The sequence below is a fragment of the Staphylococcus sp. GDY8P196P genome, from assembly GCF_017891705.1.
Taxonomy (GTDB): domain Bacteria; phylum Bacillota; class Bacilli; order Staphylococcales; family Staphylococcaceae; genus Staphylococcus; species Staphylococcus ureilyticus.
Window position 1 is genome coordinate 1 of sequence record NZ_JAESJS010000022.1, and the last position, 18567, is coordinate 18567.

22 protein-coding genes and 1 tRNA gene are annotated in these 18567 nt (G+C 32.9%); 18 read left to right on the forward strand and 5 right to left on the reverse strand.

Annotation, left to right across the window (positions count from 1 at the left end; genetic code table 11):
• The first annotated feature begins 855 nt into the window (after window positions 1–855).
• The 10 genes from KA814_RS12920 to KA814_RS12965 all read left to right on the forward strand — a co-directional run bounded on the left by KA814_RS12920 (window position 856) and on the right by KA814_RS12965 (window position 6805).
• Complete coding sequence (locus tag KA814_RS12920) at window positions 856–1143, forward strand: hypothetical protein (RefSeq protein ID WP_245335674.1); 288 nt, start codon at window positions 856–858, stop codon at window positions 1141–1143.
• Window positions 1144–1476: 333 nt separating this feature from the next.
• Window positions 1477–1983 (forward strand): phage terminase small subunit P27 family, encoded by a 507-nt coding sequence (locus tag KA814_RS12925; RefSeq protein ID WP_181187453.1) that lies wholly within the window; start codon window positions 1477–1479, stop codon window positions 1981–1983.
• 366 nt (window positions 1984–2349) lie between these two features.
• Complete coding sequence (locus KA814_RS12930) at window positions 2350–2886, forward strand: hypothetical protein (protein ID WP_064209743.1); 537 nt, start codon at window positions 2350–2352, stop codon at window positions 2884–2886.
• Window positions 2883–3209, forward strand: coding sequence for a hypothetical protein (locus KA814_RS12935; RefSeq protein ID WP_204180562.1), 327 nt, complete (start codon window positions 2883–2885; stop codon window positions 3207–3209). The genes KA814_RS12930 and KA814_RS12935 overlap by 4 nt, the downstream gene beginning before the upstream one ends.
• Complete coding sequence (locus tag KA814_RS12940) at window positions 3202–3549, forward strand: hypothetical protein (protein WP_210122772.1); 348 nt, start codon at window positions 3202–3204, stop codon at window positions 3547–3549. The genes KA814_RS12935 and KA814_RS12940 overlap by 8 nt, the downstream gene beginning before the upstream one ends.
• A 398-nt stretch (window positions 3550–3947) precedes the next feature.
• Window positions 3948–4139 carry a hypothetical protein gene (locus KA814_RS12945; protein ID WP_107523577.1) on the forward strand — a complete coding sequence of 64 codons (192 nt, stop codon included), beginning with the start codon at window positions 3948–3950 and terminating at the stop codon, window positions 4137–4139.
• 81 nt (window positions 4140–4220) lie between these two features.
• Complete coding sequence (locus KA814_RS12950) at window positions 4221–4553, forward strand: DUF1722 domain-containing protein (RefSeq protein WP_245335675.1); 333 nt, start codon at window positions 4221–4223, stop codon at window positions 4551–4553.
• 89 nt (window positions 4554–4642) lie between these two features.
• Window positions 4643–4861: a hypothetical protein gene (locus tag KA814_RS12955; RefSeq protein ID WP_210122779.1), complete on the forward strand. Its 219-nt coding sequence runs from the start codon at window positions 4643–4645 to the stop codon at window positions 4859–4861.
• A 1230-nt stretch (window positions 4862–6091) separates the two neighbouring features.
• Window positions 6092–6442 carry a hypothetical protein gene (locus KA814_RS12960; RefSeq protein WP_107523574.1) on the forward strand — a complete coding sequence of 117 codons (351 nt, stop codon included), beginning with the start codon at window positions 6092–6094 and terminating at the stop codon, window positions 6440–6442.
• 153 nt (window positions 6443–6595) lie between these two features.
• The gene (locus KA814_RS12965; protein WP_210122773.1) at window positions 6596–6805 is read left to right on the forward strand and encodes a hypothetical protein; all 210 of its coding nucleotides are present in this window, start codon (window positions 6596–6598) and stop codon (window positions 6803–6805) included.
• A gap of 146 nt (window positions 6806–6951) precedes the next feature.
• On the opposite strand, the gene KA814_RS12970 is transcribed toward KA814_RS12965, so the two are convergent.
• A tRNA-Arg gene (locus KA814_RS12970) sits at window positions 6952–7023 on the reverse strand.
• A gap of 150 nt (window positions 7024–7173) precedes the next feature.
• On the opposite strand from KA814_RS12970, the gene clpP reads away from it, so the two are divergent.
• A complete protein-coding gene (gene clpP / locus KA814_RS12975; protein WP_046207443.1) occupies window positions 7174–7758 on the forward strand; it encodes an ATP-dependent Clp endopeptidase proteolytic subunit ClpP in 585 nt (194 codons plus the stop codon).
• A 141-nt stretch (window positions 7759–7899) separates the two neighbouring features.
• Here clpP and KA814_RS12980 read toward each other — a convergent pair whose 3' ends face one another.
• The 3 genes from KA814_RS12980 to KA814_RS12990 all read right to left on the reverse strand — a co-directional run bounded on the left by KA814_RS12980 (window position 7900) and on the right by KA814_RS12990 (window position 9566).
• Window positions 7900–8097, reverse strand: a complete 198-nt coding sequence (locus tag KA814_RS12980) for a hypothetical protein (protein ID WP_064209496.1) — start codon at window positions 8095–8097, stop codon at window positions 7900–7902.
• Between the two features lie 18 nt (window positions 8098–8115).
• Complete coding sequence (locus tag KA814_RS12985; protein ID WP_064209495.1) at window positions 8116–9012, reverse strand: TIGR01777 family oxidoreductase; 897 nt, start codon at window positions 9010–9012, stop codon at window positions 8116–8118.
• Between the two features lie 365 nt (window positions 9013–9377).
• Window positions 9378–9566: a hypothetical protein gene (locus KA814_RS12990; protein WP_064209494.1), complete on the reverse strand. Its 189-nt coding sequence runs from the start codon at window positions 9564–9566 to the stop codon at window positions 9378–9380.
• Between the two features lie 281 nt (window positions 9567–9847).
• Between KA814_RS12990 and KA814_RS12995 the strand changes: the two genes are divergently transcribed.
• Complete coding sequence (locus tag KA814_RS12995) at window positions 9848–10531, forward strand: DUF4887 domain-containing protein (protein WP_064209493.1); 684 nt, start codon at window positions 9848–9850, stop codon at window positions 10529–10531.
• Window positions 10532–10675: 144 nt separating this feature from the next.
• Here the strand turns inward: KA814_RS12995 and KA814_RS13000 are convergent, their stop codons facing one another.
• Window positions 10676–10903 carry a hypothetical protein gene (locus KA814_RS13000; protein WP_064209492.1) on the reverse strand — a complete coding sequence of 76 codons (228 nt, stop codon included), beginning with the start codon at window positions 10901–10903 and terminating at the stop codon, window positions 10676–10678.
• A 408-nt stretch (window positions 10904–11311) separates the two neighbouring features.
• Between KA814_RS13000 and KA814_RS13005 the strand changes: the two genes are divergently transcribed.
• From KA814_RS13005 to eno, 6 genes are all read left to right on the forward strand, one after another.
• Window positions 11312–12286, forward strand: coding sequence for a sugar-binding transcriptional regulator (locus KA814_RS13005; protein ID WP_226857817.1), 975 nt, complete (start codon window positions 11312–11314; stop codon window positions 12284–12286).
• Between the two features lie 39 nt (window positions 12287–12325).
• The gene (gene gap, locus KA814_RS13010; protein ID WP_019469448.1) at window positions 12326–13333 is read left to right on the forward strand and encodes a type I glyceraldehyde-3-phosphate dehydrogenase; all 1008 of its coding nucleotides are present in this window, start codon (window positions 12326–12328) and stop codon (window positions 13331–13333) included.
• Window positions 13334–13462: 129 nt separating this feature from the next.
• Window positions 13463–14653, forward strand: a complete 1191-nt coding sequence (locus KA814_RS13015; RefSeq protein ID WP_046207450.1) for a phosphoglycerate kinase — start codon at window positions 13463–13465, stop codon at window positions 14651–14653.
• Window positions 14654–14717: 64 nt separating this feature from the next.
• The gene (tpiA, locus tag KA814_RS13020; RefSeq protein ID WP_064209491.1) at window positions 14718–15479 is read left to right on the forward strand and encodes a triose-phosphate isomerase; all 762 of its coding nucleotides are present in this window, start codon (window positions 14718–14720) and stop codon (window positions 15477–15479) included.
• A 1-nt stretch (window position 15480) separates the two neighbouring features.
• The gene (gpmI, locus tag KA814_RS13025; protein ID WP_064209490.1) at window positions 15481–16998 is read left to right on the forward strand and encodes a 2,3-bisphosphoglycerate-independent phosphoglycerate mutase; all 1518 of its coding nucleotides are present in this window, start codon (window positions 15481–15483) and stop codon (window positions 16996–16998) included.
• A gap of 194 nt (window positions 16999–17192) precedes the next feature.
• Entirely contained in the window at window positions 17193–18497 is a 1305-nt protein-coding gene (gene eno, locus KA814_RS13030) for a surface-displayed alpha-enolase (protein ID WP_064209489.1), read from the forward strand.
• The last annotated feature ends 70 nt before the right edge of the window (window positions 18498–18567 follow it).

An 18567-nucleotide genomic window follows, 5' to 3' on the forward strand; every position in this document is an offset into this window, starting at 1 on the left:
AAATGAGATTTAAAAATATAAATAATAATTGTTGTTCGTAAAGTGATAAGCAAGAACAATGTTAGAAGCAATTACGAGATACAAAACGTTATAACTAAGCATGAATACTTTGCATTATACAATGCCGTTTGTAGCCATTTAGAGAGCTATACAGAGCATACATTTATTATTTAGATGTATTTAGGTACTCAACAATCTTACATGTGGCTTAAATGGGCTTAGAATACGTTGTATGAAAAGAGTAAAAAGTAACTAAACTTAGATTGAAAGTAAATTAATTTTGCCCAGTAGATAATTAAAGTAGTGGTGGAAATTTTAACGGATAGATAATTTAATCGGGCAGTGAAAATAATACTGGAGATTATAAAAAAGAAAATGAAATTTGAAAAAAATTATTTCTAAATTTAAAGGGAGGCGTTGAATTTGCGCCCAGCCTTTTTGAAAACGAATTAAACGAGCCCGCCTTATCCGTAACCGCATCTTGAAATGAAAAGTTAAAATTGTGTATTTTTTCACAATGATTACTAACGAAATAGTCTAATTTAAGCGATTTACGGCACGTAATGACCTGTAATCCATGTAACTATTCATTCAATGCAATATAGAGCTTCTCACAGAGCCTAGTTTTTGATGAAATAACTACGTCTCTATTAATGCTTACAATATTAAGCTTTGTATTATTCTCTTTCATCTTTTCGTGGATAGGCGCAATATACAACACAAGCAAATAATTGTGAGTGTTAGTTACCAAAACATTGCAGGTCAATCGATATTCGAGATTGGACGTAGATTGAAACATGTGAAAGAAAATGACCTTGTTCATGGAGAATTCAGAAATTGGGTTAAAAAATTGGTTTGAGTAAAAGCTCTGCAAATGAATTTGGAGAAAATTATAACGGAGCGCTCCGTTCATATGGACAGCATAAAACGCATCAATTAGCGACTATGCCTGAAGAACAACGCAATCACGTTATTGAAAATGGTATTGAAACAAACAACGGTAACAAGTCAATCGATGAAGCAACAACTAGAGAATTAGAAGAATACAAAAAACAACTCAAACAACGCGACGAAGAAAAAACTCAACTCGAATCCCAACTTGAACAAGCACAACGTTCTGAATCAATTGCACGTAAACAATAACTTAAATAAGTTTAAAATTTATTACTATATTAATTTAAATGAGTTGTCCACAAATCTGGACAACGTTCAAAAAGACAATTTCTTAAATGCACCAAAGTCATTACAAAAAGAAGTTATGAAAAAGAATATTTATAATTCCGTTCAAAATTACAACGAAGTCCAACAGTTGGACGGCGACCAACTAAAAAACGACCACGTGGTCGCATTTGTGTATGAATTCTTTAGAATTAGCGTCGAGATTTTCCGACAATAAGACAGCGCTGACTTTATTACTAAAGAATACGAGCGAGCGCTCGCTTAAAAAATACATAATATTTATAGGAGATGATATAAATGTCACAGAGAAAACTATTATCACAACAAAAAGCTTATCGTACCAAAGATGTACAAGAACAAAGAAATGCGACTGAGAAAGCTATGAATGAGCTTACACCTTTATCAAAAGAACCACCCGATTTTTTAGACGATGATGCTATTCAAGAATGGTATAGAGTACTTCCACTTATTAATGAATTACCTATAAAAGATTTAGACAAAGGTCTGCTTGCTACTTATTGCCAAACATATAGTAACTACAAAAATGCCACACTCAAAATTCAAGAAAAAGGAATGGTGGTTGTGACTGAACGTGGAAGTAAACTCTCACCTCATTACACAATACAAAGGGATAGCGTGAATACAATGAACGCCATTTGTCCCAAATTAGGCTTAACTGTTGAGGCACGTCTCAAGATTATGGAACCTAAGACAAAAAATGAGTATGATCCCGTAGGTGATTTTGTGACAGGTAAGAAGCCTAAATCAGTATATGAAGAGTTTGGCATAGGCAAAGATGATTGATAGTTTAGAAAAACTTTGGCGAATTGAGCTGTTACTCTTTTTTGAGTAATAGCTACGTAATCAACATTTTTAAATACTTATCTAGCTATAGACAAAAATGTCCGTTACTACATAACTATTTTTGTTATCTACTTAGGTTGTGACGTTTTTGGTATATCCTTTAATCTCAAAAAATATGATGCGTAATTTTAGCAAGAGTCATAACAACAATTAATTGGAATGTATAAACTAATAAATAGCAAATCTCGTTGTACAAACTTAAATATATAATAATGCCTTCCAAATTTTGGAAAGAGATGGTTTTCTGTAACTGTTGCAGAAACTTATAAGCGTTTATATAACTATATAAAGAAATGAGGTTATAACATGCATCTAAAACCCTGTAAGCAAGTATTAAGATATTATCCCGTTGAAAAGATTACTGAATACGAACTGCTAACTGCTTATAATCCTATGTTTATTAATCGTAAAATACAAGCAATAGAGGAACAAATCGAATGTATGTATAGCCTTAATACATCGCATATGACCTGTGATGATGTAATGGGCGTTATCACCACTTCGTATCCACTAGAAAAGTTGGTATGTTGGATCGTGGATAAAAAAGAAGAACTGGATAGATATAAAAAGCAATCCAATAAGCGACTGAACCTAGTTAAAAAGTTGATTAAACGCTACCCACCGCATGAACAAAAGGCCGTTATTCAATACATGCAATCAAACGGCTCATATAAGCCACACAAAGCCATAGAGAAACTTCAAAGAGATTTATACCAAATACATCATAAAGCGCGTTCAGAACGCAATGAGAAGCGCACACAAGCCAATAAAGTTATTTACAACGATTATATCGAATCTAAACGTAAAAGCCTACAAAATGAACGTGAGGTGCTTGCTATATGATTATTGAGTATCAAGATGTAAATTATAAAATGTTATCTAAGTACATGCTGAACTATCACAGATTGTGTGACTGGTATATTAACCGACCTCATAGCGTTAATGACCTTCAGTACCGAAATATATGTGATGTGGTTAAAGGTATAACTGCTGTATATAATAATTCTTCTTTATTAAAGCAACAAGTTATCAAGTTGACGTGGTGGGACAAGGAAACCTTATCAGATGACGTTATTTGCGACGTTATCGGTATTAAACAAAGGGCATTGTTGCGTGCTAGAACGTCTATATTAGATCGATTGGCGAGTGAAATCGGCTATGTATGATAAAAAGACGATTAAGCAGTTTATATTGAGCTGTCACGAGCATATTAACGATGATTATGAAGACAAACCCATTGAAACAGATGATTTCTTTGAGTTAGGTGCAGAAGTTGGCCATAAGCGTATAGATCAAATAAATACAGAAGATGCGATATTTTTAAACGAACTAGAATTGGCCGCCGAAACAGTAGGAACATTCAAAGAGTTTAATTTGTTTTTACTGATGGTAGAGGGGAAAACTTACAAAGATATGGCTCGTATATTCGAAGTAGGTGAGCAGAGAGTTAAGCAGATGTTAGACAAGTTAATAGTTAAAATGATTGAATATTTGCAATATAACTAAAATTGTATATAATAGGTAATGGAATCACTTATCACTTTCTAACGAATACACACTAGACGACTTTTAAAGTCGTCTTTTTTATTTGGTTATTATACAACTAAATTTTTTCTTTTAATCACATTAGAGTGATTATAAAATAGGCTTATTCTAATATTTAATGCTATAGTAAACTTACATACAGCTATATATATTATTTTATAATTATTAATTTTTACATATAACAATTGCCCAAGTATGTTATGGGATGGTTATTTGCTTGATAGTTCAATGTCATGTTAAAATGTATTTATCAGTTTTTAGCATTATAACTCTTAATTTATAAGGCAGATGGTCTAGTCTGTCTTTTTTTATTTACATATACGAACTAGAGTTCTATTATATTTACGAGGTGATTATAAATGAAACCCAACTTAGACTGGAATAAAGAGTTTCAAGAGTTTCAAGATATTTTGAATTCAGGAATAAATCCCGAATGGTTATATAATGCTAAAGCAAATTTGATACTTAATCCAGCATATACTGGACAAGGGAAACAATTTTTCTTTACTAAAGATATTATTGAAGCCAGTAAAAGAATTCCTTTTTATTAAATTAAATATTGAAAGTAGGTATTTAAAATCAATAAACGACTTCAAAAAGAAAAACTATGGAGTAGATATAAATATGAAGTTTTGTGGCATGATCACAATACTTATAATGACATTAGATATTTGATGAATAACGATGCTGAAATCGAATTAGTTCAGCAAAAAATTCAATACGCATTAAGTAAGAAACCATCTAAAGGTTCAATAATTAATGCCTTTTGTCATATGTGGGGGTATTTCAAAAAGATAAGCACCGAACAAGAAAAACATAAATTTATACAATTAAAAACAGATTTTGAAAATCAATTAATAAATGAAAGAAATTTAATTGATTTTATTAAGAGGTTAGCAGATTTATATGAAGTTTCTTATTTAAAACAGTCCTCTATTATAAGTGATCCAAATCTAAATAGGTGAGTATAATTTATAGGTAGTTATTATAACTTTGATCTACTTTTTAATATTTAAATTAATTTAATATCTTTATTGCTATTTATGTTATACATTTGATTATATTACAAATAAATAACCAAGGAGATTATATATGGATTACAAAAAAAGAAATCAACAAAATAGGTTGGAACTCAAAAGAAGTAGAAAATAGAATCGAAAGTTTAATAGATGATGGATTTATAAGTTCAAAAGAAAATGACAATGAAAATATAGAGAATCTTATTGAAAAAGAAAGTGATAACTCTACACTAAATGAATTTTTAAATAAATAAAAAACCTATAGGCTTATTTCATATAAATTTGTTAAGTGTGTTGACTGATTTGATTATATTATTACAAGAAAAAATCCAGACCAGAAAGACCTTATAATCTATAGTATATTAATTATAATTATATGTTTAATGGCCATTTTTACAATTTGACACATTATTTTAAATTATGCAATTTAATAAGAAAAGACAAGCACAAAGCCTGTCTTTTCTTACTTGTGTGTTTTAATAATAATAATAAAGGAATGTGAATTGTATGTCTATTTAAAAATTATCATTTCCTCATAGTTTGGTCAAGCAAAATAAAAACATTCACCTGTTGGTGAGCGTTAGTAACTAAATTTATCATTACATGTTCGTTGATTGTCATTTTACTTAGGGATTCTATTAACAAAAATAATTTTCGAGTTAGACAAAATTGACGCATTAAATATCCCCTAATATATGTATTTTAATTAGTTGATGCAACGCAGACCAAATGTTAAAACTATACATTAAGGTTATTTGATAACTTTGAGCAAATTTTAAGCGTGATGTTATACATTTGGATTTGAATATATTAGAGAACTCTAAATTGAAGAGTCTGTAAAAAATTTACTCATATCTGAGTGATTTAGATTATCCAACTGGTAATAACTATAGCAATACTTGTAAAATAGAGAGGACGTAAAATGCTAACCCATAAGGAGTGAATGAATCATTAGGGCAGGCCAAAATCCAATTTGCCCCCCCAGATTTGTAGACTCGGTGATTTTTTTACCTGTTCTTTATTACACTATTACTTAAAATTGAGTAACAGCTCAAAAAAGTGCATGTACTAATGAAAACTCTAGTTTTAATATTGTTTATGTTTCTATATATATGAATATATGTTTAGCAATATAAAAATGGTAATAAATGTAATAATAAGTTTGTAAATCCCATACTTCTCTATCTTATAAAAGGTAGGGATGTATTTTGCGTTCTGAGAGAAGATTTGTGTTGTATTAAGAAGTTATAAGATGGATAATTATATATACAATACTTATATAGGATGAATTGTAAATGAATGAGATTTGTTTTTTTATAATAGAATTAAATGACGGTACATTTTTCGTGAGTATGTAGAAAACGTTTGGAAAATTGATGAAAGTTTAGCTTTAAAACGGTTTGATAAAAGTAATAAAAAAGCGTTACAGAGTTAGGGCGTTACAGGAATTAAATCAAAACGAAATATCAGCTATAAAGGAAGATATGACAAAGAGCGAAGCACTTAAATTCGTAAGAGACACTGCTGTTAAAAGAAGAACTTTAAATAAAAATCAAAAGTTAAATGTTGTTCTTAATACCAAAGATTTAATAGAAGAATTGCAAGAGAAATCAAAAGAAAATAGATTAGCAAATTTGAAACAAAACAAACCGAAAAGCCCAGTTGAACCTATCGGTAAAAAAGTCAAGACACCAGTAAAAGAAAACGCTGAATTGGCTAAATTAGCAGGCGTTTCTGAAACAACATTAAAAAGAGCTAAGAAAGTAAAAAAATCAGTAACATTGGTCGTACAAAAATGTTTAACCAAAAGTATGTACTCAAAAATGAGTGTGTAAAAAGTACACACACAAAAAAGTTTATGTGCTATTACTCAAAAATGAGTATGAGGTTTGGTTTCTCAAAAAAAGAGCAAGCAATGTACACGGTCAAAAATGACCACGTACTGTTATCCAAAAAAAAGACGACAGCAAACGGACAAAAAAGTCTGATTGTATATAAGTGAAAATGAAGAACGTAAAGAGTTCACTTATTCTGAACGAATGGATTATGCACAACAGCTAGAAAGAATAGAAGCCAAAAAATCTAAAGAAAGAATGGCAGTGAAAAAACAAGGTAAGGACCCCGGTCCTGACCTAAAAAAAGGAAAGCAAACTCGAGATATTGTTGCAGAAGCAACCGGTTTTGGAAATAGATATTAGACTTAAAATGAAAATGGGGACTAAATGGGGACGCGAAATTCAAAACGTATCAAAACGAATGACACTATAAAATATAAAAAATGCCGACACCACAAGCTTTTTGACAACTAGCGATATCGAGTGAAAATGAGAAAATGACTTACTAATCCCCTCGAAGGGAATCGAACCCCTATTCTAAGAACCGGAATCTTATGTGTTATCCATTACACTACGAGGGGTAAATAACAATAATATTAGTGTACAAATCTTATAAGTGTTGGTCAACAATAATTTATAATGTTTAATGAAATTCTAAGCGTTATTTTTTGACCATATTTGACTTTTAGGTTAAAATAAATTTATCAGTTAGAAATAAGGAGGCAATATTAATGAATTTAATACCTACAGTAATTGAAACTACAAACCGTGGGGAACGTGCTTATGATATTTACTCACGTTTATTAAAAGACCGTATTATTATGTTAGGTTCACAAATTGATGACAACGTAGCCAACTCTATCGTATCACAATTATTATTTTTACAAGCACAAGATGCTGAAAAAGATATCTATCTTTACATTAACTCACCAGGTGGTAGTGTAACTGCTGGATTTGCTATTTATGATACAATTCAACACATTAAACCAGATGTGCAAACGATTTGTATTGGTATGGCTGCATCTATGGGTTCATTCTTACTTGCAGCAGGAGCAAAAGGTAAACGCTTTGCTTTACCAAATGCTGAAGTAATGATTCACCAACCACTTGGTGGTGCGCAAGGTCAAGCAACTGAAATTGAAATTGCCGCTAATCATATTCTGAAAACACGTGCTAAATTAAATAAAATTTTAGCTGAGCGCACAGGTCAATCAATTGAACAAATTGAAAAAGATACTGACCGTGATAACTTCTTATCAGCAGAAGAAGCTAAAGAATATGGTTTAATCGATGATGTTATGGTGCCAGAATCATAATATATCGCGTAAGCTAATAATGACATACAAGTAACAAAAAACAAGTCACGACAATGTACGACCATTTCTAAAATGCATGATGCATATACGATGTGGTTGACATGTGTGGCTTGTTTTTTTAATAATATTTTGAAAGTATGATTAGTGTTTATTTAAGAGATTTTGTTTCTTTTTATAAATTAAAATAATCGAAATGACTAACGTCAATAATCCAATGATTACTAAAGACATAGAAATGACGATCATAATAGCAGGTTTTTCAAATACCAAAATACCATTGGTGATGAGGAGTAAACCTGCAATGAATAATAAGATATGGCTAATACTATCTTGTTTCATTTTTAAATAGTCCCTTTCTTAATGAACTAAATTTTCTAGTGCTAGTTTCAGATTTGGGTATTTGAATTCAAAATCTAGTGCTTGCAACTTATTAGGTAAAACTTTTTGAGTATCAAGTACAACTGTCGACATTTCACCTAAGATAAGTCTGAGTGCAAATGAAGGTACCCATGTATAGTGTGGGCGATGAACTTCTCTTGCAATGGTATAACCAAACATATTTTGATGTTCTGCAATAGGTGATGTGAAATTAAATACGCCGCGTGCTTTTTCATTATTTATGGTATAGAGTATCGCTCTTGTTAAATCTTCAATATGAATCCAAGAATACCATTGTCTACCACTACCTATTTTACCACCGACATTTAAATCATAAGGTAATTTCATCAATGGTAATGCACCACCTTGATTTGATAGTACCATTCCAAATCTGCCAATAATTACTCGTGTGCCTAATGATTCAAATTGACGTGCTAAACGTTCCCACTGATATACCACTTCAGATAAAAAATCAAATGGTAATGTTTGATACAGCTCAGTATATGTACGTGTTAAATCAGGTTTGTAATAACCTACTGCGCTGGCGTTAAAGAATACAGCTGGCTTTTGCTTTCTGTTTTTAAAAAGGTCGTATAGTGCCTGAGTAGATTGTAATCGACTTAACATAATATTTTGTTTATGTGAGGAGGTCCAGCGATTATTTAAGCTAGCACCGGCTAAATTGATCACGATATCAATATCTGGAATTTGGCTTTCCCAATTCGGTTCTGACCAGTTAACATATGTGATTTTAGGATGTGATGTAGCATTGTTTTGTCTTGTTAATATCGTGATTTTGGAATCACTTTGTTGTATTGCCTCGATTAGCTGAGTACCTACTAGACCAGTACCGCCTGTAATTAGATAGTGTTTCATAGTATCACCTCATAGAATTGTAGTATGGAATCGTTCAGGCTTTAAATGCAAGTAAATCTCATAAAGAGTATGACAAAATTTATTCGAATTTTGTTCAAAAATATGTCATTTACTATGTCAAAGATGTATTTAAAATAAAATCATATGTCGTTATAATAAAGGTACCTTCGATATTAATTAATCATCTCTTAATTATTTCGAGTATACCCCATAATATACTAGCGAAGGTAAAATTTTGACTCCCTTTAGTAGAGGCCTATACGATTATCGTGTAGGCCTAATTTTTTGTGATTCTTAATATACATCATTGAATCGGTAGAAATTATTTTGATGTCATTATAATAGTGTAATTGAAGTACTACATATTATAAAATAAATAAGCCGATAATGCCAAAAGCGATTAAAAGCAAAAATAGCACAAGTATAAAAAGTTTATAGCGTGTTTTAATTGGGATTTTTGATTCATCATTATCATTTTCGCTCATCATATGACGCAAATGGGTTGGCTTTTTTTGTGATTGATTTGATTCATTAAATAAGTCGTACTTTTTCAAAATCTAGTCACATCCTGTTATGATATTATTGATAGTAAAAGAATAATTTAAGTAAAAGTATTGAAACAATATTCGAAATTAGATTAGTATTAAGTTGAAGCAACAATAAAAGTGTTGTATGTGATTATTTTACTATAGTTTGGAAATCAAAGTAACATCTACATTAAAATGTGGTTAATAAGGTTGTTTAATCAATGAAATAGTGTAAAATATAGTTCTAACATGAAGTTAAATGCCATTTGAAAATGATGATTTGATATAAATTGAAGTGAGGGGAGCATATGCCTAAGCATAATCAAAATAACAATTTTGATGACAAAGATAATAAAAAAATGAGTGGTTTCGCAAAACTGATCAGTGGATTGATTGTCCTATTACTTATAGGTGGGTTAGTTTTTGCAATTTTTGCATTCGTAGATCATTCAAATAAAGCCAATGAACGTTTGGCAGACCAAAAACAAGAAGAAAAAGACAAAAAGAAAGAAAAAACTAAGGAACAAAAAGACAAGAAAAAAGAAAAATCAACTGAAGAAACAAACCAAACACAACAAACCCAACAGACACAGCAAACACAACAAGTTCCTCAGACACAACAGACGCAACAAACCCAACAAACCCAACAAACCCAACAAACCCAACAAACCCAACAGACACAGCAACCTAGAACACAAGAAAGAAGAACTACGGAAGAAAAAGATTCACCTGAAAAAACGAAGGAAGAACGTACTACTGAAGAACGCTCAACAGAGGAAAAAACAAGCGAACCTTCAACAGAAGAAAAAACAACAGAAGAAAAGACGAGTGAACCTTCTACTGAAGAGCGCACATCTGAGCCTTCAACAGAAGAGAAGACGAATGAACCTTCTACACAACAACGCAGTACGCAACAAAATACTCAACAACGTTCAACGCAAAATAATAATTCAAACTCAGAAAAAAGTTCACAATCATCTGATGAAGATTAAATATAAAAAGAAAATTATATTTATAGAACACGCGCTGTCACATACAGTGCGTGTTTTTTTATAAATATTAATGTGAATTAAGCACTAGAATGAAACGCAGCTTATCATTTGTAGTAAGAATCATATGAAACAAAAAAAGAATGATTAAAATAATAAGCTCACTAAATATGAAATGAGTGACAAAAGCAGTATGATTGATAAGCAGCCACCTAAACAACCAAATGGACCTAAATGACAACCAATGTGTTTGTTGTAATTAAATGATTGATATGGATTTTTTTGAGAATGTTCTTTCGTTTGTTTAAAGTAATCGTCATCTTTGTATCTTTTATCTTCTGGGTCTATAACTTCTGGTTGTTTATTGTTAGACATGTATATTCCTCCTGAAAAATAACTCATTAAGTTTATATTTATTTTAAGCATAATTGGAGATTGTTTCAAAGAAACGCATGTTGATGATGTTATGTTTAACATATAATTAAAAAATGTCATGTGGAAAATGATTAATAAAAAAAGAAAATGGGTAAAATATTTATACAGAGAATAGAACTATAAAAGTATAAATTTCACTTTATTTAAGAACGAAGTATTTCTCTTGCTTTTTTAAATGTATAGTAGTATTATAGCAAATATAAGAGGTTATATTTTTTTGTCCCAGTAGGGACGTAAAAAGTCAATCTATGGTTAGAACTTGACCCTTGTATATAGAAACGGAGGAGGTTAGTAGTGAAGAACTTGATAAAAATTCAACAAAAGCTTGTCCCAGAAATTGTTGAAAAGATGTATCGTCGTTTTTCAATACTCACTACTATCGCTCAGTATCAACCCGTCGGTAGACGTAGTTTAAGTGAATATATGGATTTAACTGAAAGAGTATTGCGTTCTGAAACAGATGTTTTAAAGAAACAAGCACTTATCAAAGTTAAACCCACAGGTATGGAAATCACTGAAGCTGGTGAAACGACAGTACGCCAACTCAATAGTTATTTTAACGTTTATTCAGATGATCATCACCTTGCTCAAATTATCAAAGAAAAATATGGCATTAAAGATGTTTATGTCATTCCTGGTGATTCAGACACTGATAAAACGGTTAAAATTGAATTATCTAAACAAGCCGGACAGCTAGTTGAAGATGTTTTATACGATCATGCAACTGTAGCAGTTACTGGTGGCTCAACGATGGCATACGTAAGTGAAGCTATGCATCGGCAACCTTACGACGTATTTTTTGTACCTGCAAGAGGTGGGCTTGGTGAAAACGTTGTATATCAAGCCAATACGATTGCAGCCAGTATGGCTCAGCAAACAGATGGAGATTATACAACGCTCTATGTACCAGATAATGTCAGTGAAACAACGTATAATACACTTATGTTAGAGCCTTCAGTGATACACACTTTAGAAAAAATTAAAGAAGCAAATATTACAATCCACGGCATTGGTGATGCGCTGAAGATGGCGCGTAGACGTCAATCACCTAGTGAAGTTATTGAAAAACTTCAACATCACAATGCCTCGGGAGAAGCATTTGGATATTATTTCGATGAACAAGGGCAGATCGTTCACAAAGTAAAAACAATCGGACTTCAATTAGAAGACCTTGTATCGAAAAAGTTTATCTTTGCCGTTGCTGGGGGTAAATCAAAAGGAGAGGCAATTAAAGCTTATCTTTCGATTGCCCCCAAAAACACTGTGTTAATCACAGATGAAGGAGCGGCAAGTATTATCGCGAATAATAGTAATAAAAAGTGATTCCACTTTTTAAATATCATTTTAAAGGAGGCCATTATAATGGCAGTTAAAGTAGCAATTAATGGTTTTGGTAGAATTGGTCGTTTAGCATTCAGAAGAATTCAAGATGTAGAAGGAATCGATGTAGTAGCAGTAAACGACTTAACAGATGATGAAATGTTAGCTCATTTATTAAAATATGACACTACACAAGGTCGCTTCACAGGAGAAGTTGAAGTTGAAGAGAATGGTTTCCGCGTTAACGGATTAGAAGTTAAATCATTTTCTGAGCCAGATCCAAGCAAATTACCTTGGGGAGACTTAGATATCGATGTAGTATTAGAATGTACTGGTTTATTTACAGATAAAGAAAAAGCAGAAGCACATATCAATGCAGGAGCTAAAAAAGTATTGATTTCAGCACCAGCTAAAGGTGACTTGAAAACAATCGTTTACAACACTAACCATGATACTTTAGATGGTTCAGAAGACGTTGTTTCAGGTGCTTCATGTACTACTAACTCATTAGCACCAGTTGCTAAAGTGTTGAATGATGAATTCGGTTTAATCGAAGGTTTCATGACTACAATTCATGCTTACACTGGTGACCAAAGCACACAAGATGCGCCTCATAGAAAAGGTGACAAACGTCGTGCACGTGCAGCTGCTGAAAACATTATCCCTAACTCAACAGGTGCTGCTAAAGCTATCGGCCTAGTAATTCCTGAAATTGATGGTAAATTAGACGGTGGAGCACAACGTGTACCAGTTGCAACTGGTTCATTAACTGAATTAACAGTAGTTTTAGATAAAAATGTAAGTATCGAAGATGTAAATAACGCAATGAAAAATGCATCTAACGAATCATTCGGTTATACTGAAGATGAAATCGTTTCTTCTGATGTAATCGGAATGACTTACGGTTCACTATTTGATGCAACTCAAACACGTGTTATGACTGTTGGAGATCGTCAATTAGTTAAAGTAGCAGCTTGGTATGATAACGAAATGTCATACACTTCACAATTAGTACGCACATTAGAATATTTAGCAAGTCACGCTAAATAATTTGATGCTCACTTTAGTTTAACAAGTATAGCGTTGTGAAATTGAATCAATAAGCTTAGGAGTAAGCGGGGAGCTCAACGCTTCTCCGCTTATTTTACTTTATTCATCCATCTAAAGGAGGAAGATTACATGACAAAAAAAATTGTATCTGATATCGAGTTAAAAGGTAAAACTGTACTTGTACGTGCAGATTTTAACGTACCTATGAAAGACGGTGAAATTACGGACGACAACCGTATCGTTCAAGCTTTACCAACTATAAAATATATTATTGAACAAGGTGGTAAAGTCGTTTTATTCTCTCACTTAGGAAAAGTTAAAGAAGAAAGTGATAAAGCAGAATTAACTTTAAAACCTGTAGCTAATGCATTAGCTGAAAAATTAAATAAAGACGTGGCATTTGTTCCTGAAACACGTGGAACACAATTAGAGCACTCAATTAAAGATTTAAATGAAGGTGATGTGCTATTAGTTGAAAATACACGTTTTGAAGATTTAGAAGGTAAAAAAGAGTCTAAAAATGACCCTGAATTAGGTGAATACTGGGCATCATTAGGTGATGTATTTGTAAATGATGCATTTGGAACGGCACACCGTAAACATGCGTCAAACGTAGGTATTGCAGCTCACTTAGAAACTGTAGCAGGTTATCTAATGGAAAAAGAAATTAGATATATCGGTGGTGTTGTAGAAAACCCAGATAAACCTGTAGTTGCAATTCTTGGTGGCGCTAAAGTTTCAGATAAAATTGGTGTAATCACTAACTTATTGAAAATTGCAGATAAAGTGCTTATTGGTGGCGGTATGTCATACACATTCTTCAAAGCGCAAGGTAAAGAAATCGGCTTATCTTTATTAGAAGAAGATAAAGTAGACTTTGCAAAAGAATTGTTAGAAAAAGCAGGAGATCAAATTGTATTACCTGTAGACTGTAAAGTTGCAAAAGAATTTTCTAATGATGCGAAGATTACAGAAGTTTCTGTTGATAACATTCCTGCCGACCAAGAAGCGATGGATGTTGGTCCGAAAACTGTAGAATTATTCAAAGAAAAACTACAAGGCGCTCATACAGTAGTTTGGAATGGACCTATGGGTGTATTTGAATTCAGTAATTTCGCAAAAGGTACAATTGGGGTTTGTGAAGCAATTGCTGAAATGAAAGATGCAAACACAATTATCGGTGGTGGCGATTCAGCTGCAGCAGCGATTTCATTAGGATATGCTGATGACTTTAGTCACATTTCAACTGGTGGCGGTGCTTCATTAGAATATCTTGAAGGTAAGGAACTGCCAGGTGTCGTTGCGATTGCTAATAAATAATCGTTAATTTACGAGCAAAACTTGATTAAACATTAATCATAATTTACTAATAGGAGTGTATATAATGAGAAAACCAATTATTGCGGGTAACTGGAAGATGAACAAAACAGTTCAAGAGGCTAAAGATTTTATTAATGAATTACCAGCATTACCAGATACTAAAGAGGTAGAATCTGTCATTTGTGCTCCAACAATTCAATTAGATGCCTTAGTAACAGCAGTTAATGAAGGTAAAGCACAAGGTTTACAAATTGGTGCACAAAATGCTTTTTATGAAGATAATGGTGCATTTACAGGTGAAACATCACCAGTAGCATTAGCTGATTTAGGTGTAAAATACGTTGTTATTGGACACTCTGAGCGTCGTGAAATCTTCCATGAAACAGATGAAGATATTAACAAAAAAGCACATGCCGTATTCAATCATGGTATGACTCCAATTATTTGTGTTGGTGAAACAGACGAAGAACGCGAAAGTGGCAAAGCTAATGAAGTTGTTGGTAACCAAGTGAAAAAAGCTGTTGAAGGATTATCTGAAACACAATTGAAACAAGTTGTCATTGCATATGAACCAATTTGGGCAATCGGTACTGGCAAATCATCAACTGCAAAAGATGCCAATGAAATGTGTGCATTTGTAAGAGAAACGATTGCAGACTTATCAGGACAATCAGTTGCTGAAGCAACACGTATTCAATATGGCGGTAGTGTTAAACCTAACAACATAAAAGAATACATGGCAGAATCAGACATCGATGGCGCATTAGTAGGTGGCGCATCTCTTAAAGTGGACGATTTTGTACAATTGTTAGAAGGTGCAAAATAATATGGCTAAACAACCAACTGCATTAATTATTTTAGATGGTTTTGCAAATAGAGAAAGTGAGCATGGTAATGCTGTGAAACTAGCTAATAAACCTAATTTTGACCGTTATTATAATCAATATCCAACAACACAAATCGAAGCGAGTGGCTTGGATGTTGGACTTCCTGAAGGTCAAATGGGTAATTCAGAAGTTGGACACATGAATATTGGCGCTGGACGCATTGTTTATCAAAGTTTAACACGTATCAATAAATCTATTGAAGATGGCGATTTCTTTGAAAATGATGCATTGAACCAGGCGATTCAACACGTAAAAGGCAATCAATCAGCACTTCATATTTTTGGTTTATTATCAGATGGTGGTGTGCATAGTCATTACAAGCATCTATTTGCTTTATTAGAATTAGCCAAAAAGCAAGGCGTTGACAACGTTTATGTACACGCGTTCTTAGATGGACGTGATGTTGACCAAAAATCAGCACTTAAATATATCGAAGAAACAGAAGCTAAATTCAAAGAATTAGGCATTGGCCAATTCGCATCTGTTTCAGGTCGTTATTACGCAATGGATCGTGATAAACGCTGGGATAGAGAAGAAAAAGCTTATAATGCAATTCGTAACTTTGGCGGAGAAACATTTGAATCAGCTAAAGCTGGTGTTGAAGCAAACTATGCTAAAGATTTAACTGATGAATTTGTCGAACCATTTATCATTAAAGATCAAAATAATGGCGTGAATGATGGAGATGCAGTCATCTTCTATAACTTCCGTCCTGATAGAGCTGGTCAACTGTCTGAAATCTTTACAGATAAAGCATTTGAAGGCTTTAAAGTAGACCAAGTTAATGACTTATTTTACGCTACATTTACAAAATATAATGATAATGTAGATGCAAAAATTGTTTTTGAAAAAGTCGACTTAACAAATACAATTGGTGAAGTTGCACAAGATAATGGCTTGAAACAGTTACGTATAGCGGAAACTGAAAAATTCCCGCATGTCACTTATTTTATGAGTGGTGGTCGCAATGATGAATTCGAAGGTGAACGTCGTAGATTGATTGACTCACCTAAAGTTGCAACTTATGATCTTAAACCAGAAATGAGTGCTTATGAAGTCAAAGACGCACTGATTGAAGAGTTGAATAAAGGTGACTTAGACTTAATCTTATTAAACTTTGCCAATCCTGATATGGTGGGGCATAGCGGTATGCTTGAACCTACAATCAAAGCGATTGAAGCAGTTGATGAGTGTTTAGGTGAAGTCGTAGATAAAATTATTGATATGGGTGGTCATGCCATCATTACAGCTGACCATGGTAACTCAGATATGGTACTCACTGATGATGAGCAACCAATGACAACACATACGACTAACCCTGTACCAGTGATTGTGACTAAAGAGGGTGAAACTTTACGTGAAACAGGTCGACTAGGTGATTTAGCGCCTACACTATTAGATTTGTTACAAGTAAAACAACCTGAAGACATGACTGGTGAATCACTTATCAAGCATTAAAATAATATAAACACAATATGGTCTAAAAACCAGAAATATAAGGGCGTGTCATTGTTTAAGATTTGCTTAAATGACTGATGGCACGCATAATCAAAATGAAGTAATTAAATTATTTGTATTTATAGTATTTATAGCTATAATAAAGATGAAATTTAATATTTCTAAACTACTTATTTATAAAGGAGATTACAAACATGCCAATTATTACAGATGTTTATGCTCGCGAAGTCCTTGACTCACGCGGCAACCCAACAGTGGAAGTAGAAGTATTAACTGAAAGCGGTGCATTTGGTCGCACACTTGTACCATCAGGTGCGTCTACTGGTGAGCACGAAGCAGTTGAATTACGTGATGGAGACAAATCACGTTATTTAGGTAAAGGTGTAACGAAAGCTGTTGAAAACGTAAATGAAATTATTGCACCTGAATTAGTTGAAGGTGAATTTTCAGTATTAGAACAAGTTTCAATTGATAAAATGATGATTCAATTAGACGGAACTGAAAATAAAGGTAAATTAGGCGCAAATGCTATTCTTGGTGTTTCTATTGCAGTAGCACGTGCAGCAGCTGATTTATTAGGCCAACCACTTTATAAATATTTAGGTGGCTTCAATGGTAAACAGTTACCAGTTCCAATGATGAACATTGTAAATGGTGGTTCTCACTCTGATGCGCCAATCGCATTCCAAGAGTTCATGATCTTACCAGTTGGTGCAGAAACATTTAAAGAATCATTACGTTGGGGAGCAGAAATTTTCCACAACTTAAAATCAATCCTTAAAAACCGTGGTTTAGAAACAGCAGTAGGTGACGAAGGTGGTTTCGCTCCTAAATTTGAAGGTACAGAGGATGCTGTTGAAACAATCTTAGAAGCGATTAAAGCAGTAGGTTTAGAACCTGGTAAAGATGTGTTCTTAGGCTTTGACTGTGCTTCATCAGAATTCTTCGAAGATGGTGTTTATAACTATGCTAAATTCGAAGGCGAAAATGGTTCAAAACTTACAGCAGAAGAACAAGTTGACTATTTAGAAGAATTGGTTAATAAATATCCAATTATTTCTATTGAAGATGGTATGGACGAAAATGACTGGGACGGTTGGAAAGTATTAACTGACCGTATCGGTGATCGTGTTCAATTAGTTGGTGACGATTTATTCGTTACAAACACTGTTAAATTATCAGAAGGTATCGAAAAAGGTATCGGTAATTCAATCTTAATTAAAGTTAACCAAATTGGTACATTAACTGAAACATTTGATGCTATTGAAATGGCTCAAAAAGCTGGTTATACAGCAGTAGTATCACACCGTTCTGGTGAAACAGAAGATACAACTATTGCTGATATCGCAGTTGCTACAAATGCAGGTCAAATTAAAACTGGTTCATTATCAAGAACTGACCGTATTGCTAAATACAATCAATTATTACGCATCGAAGATGAATTATTTGAAACAGGCAAATTCGATGGTATTAAATCATTCTACAATTTAGATAAATAATGTTTATCTAAAAATGAGTTCACGCGCTAACACGTAAACCCTATGGGTTTGCGTGTTTTTTGATTGGATA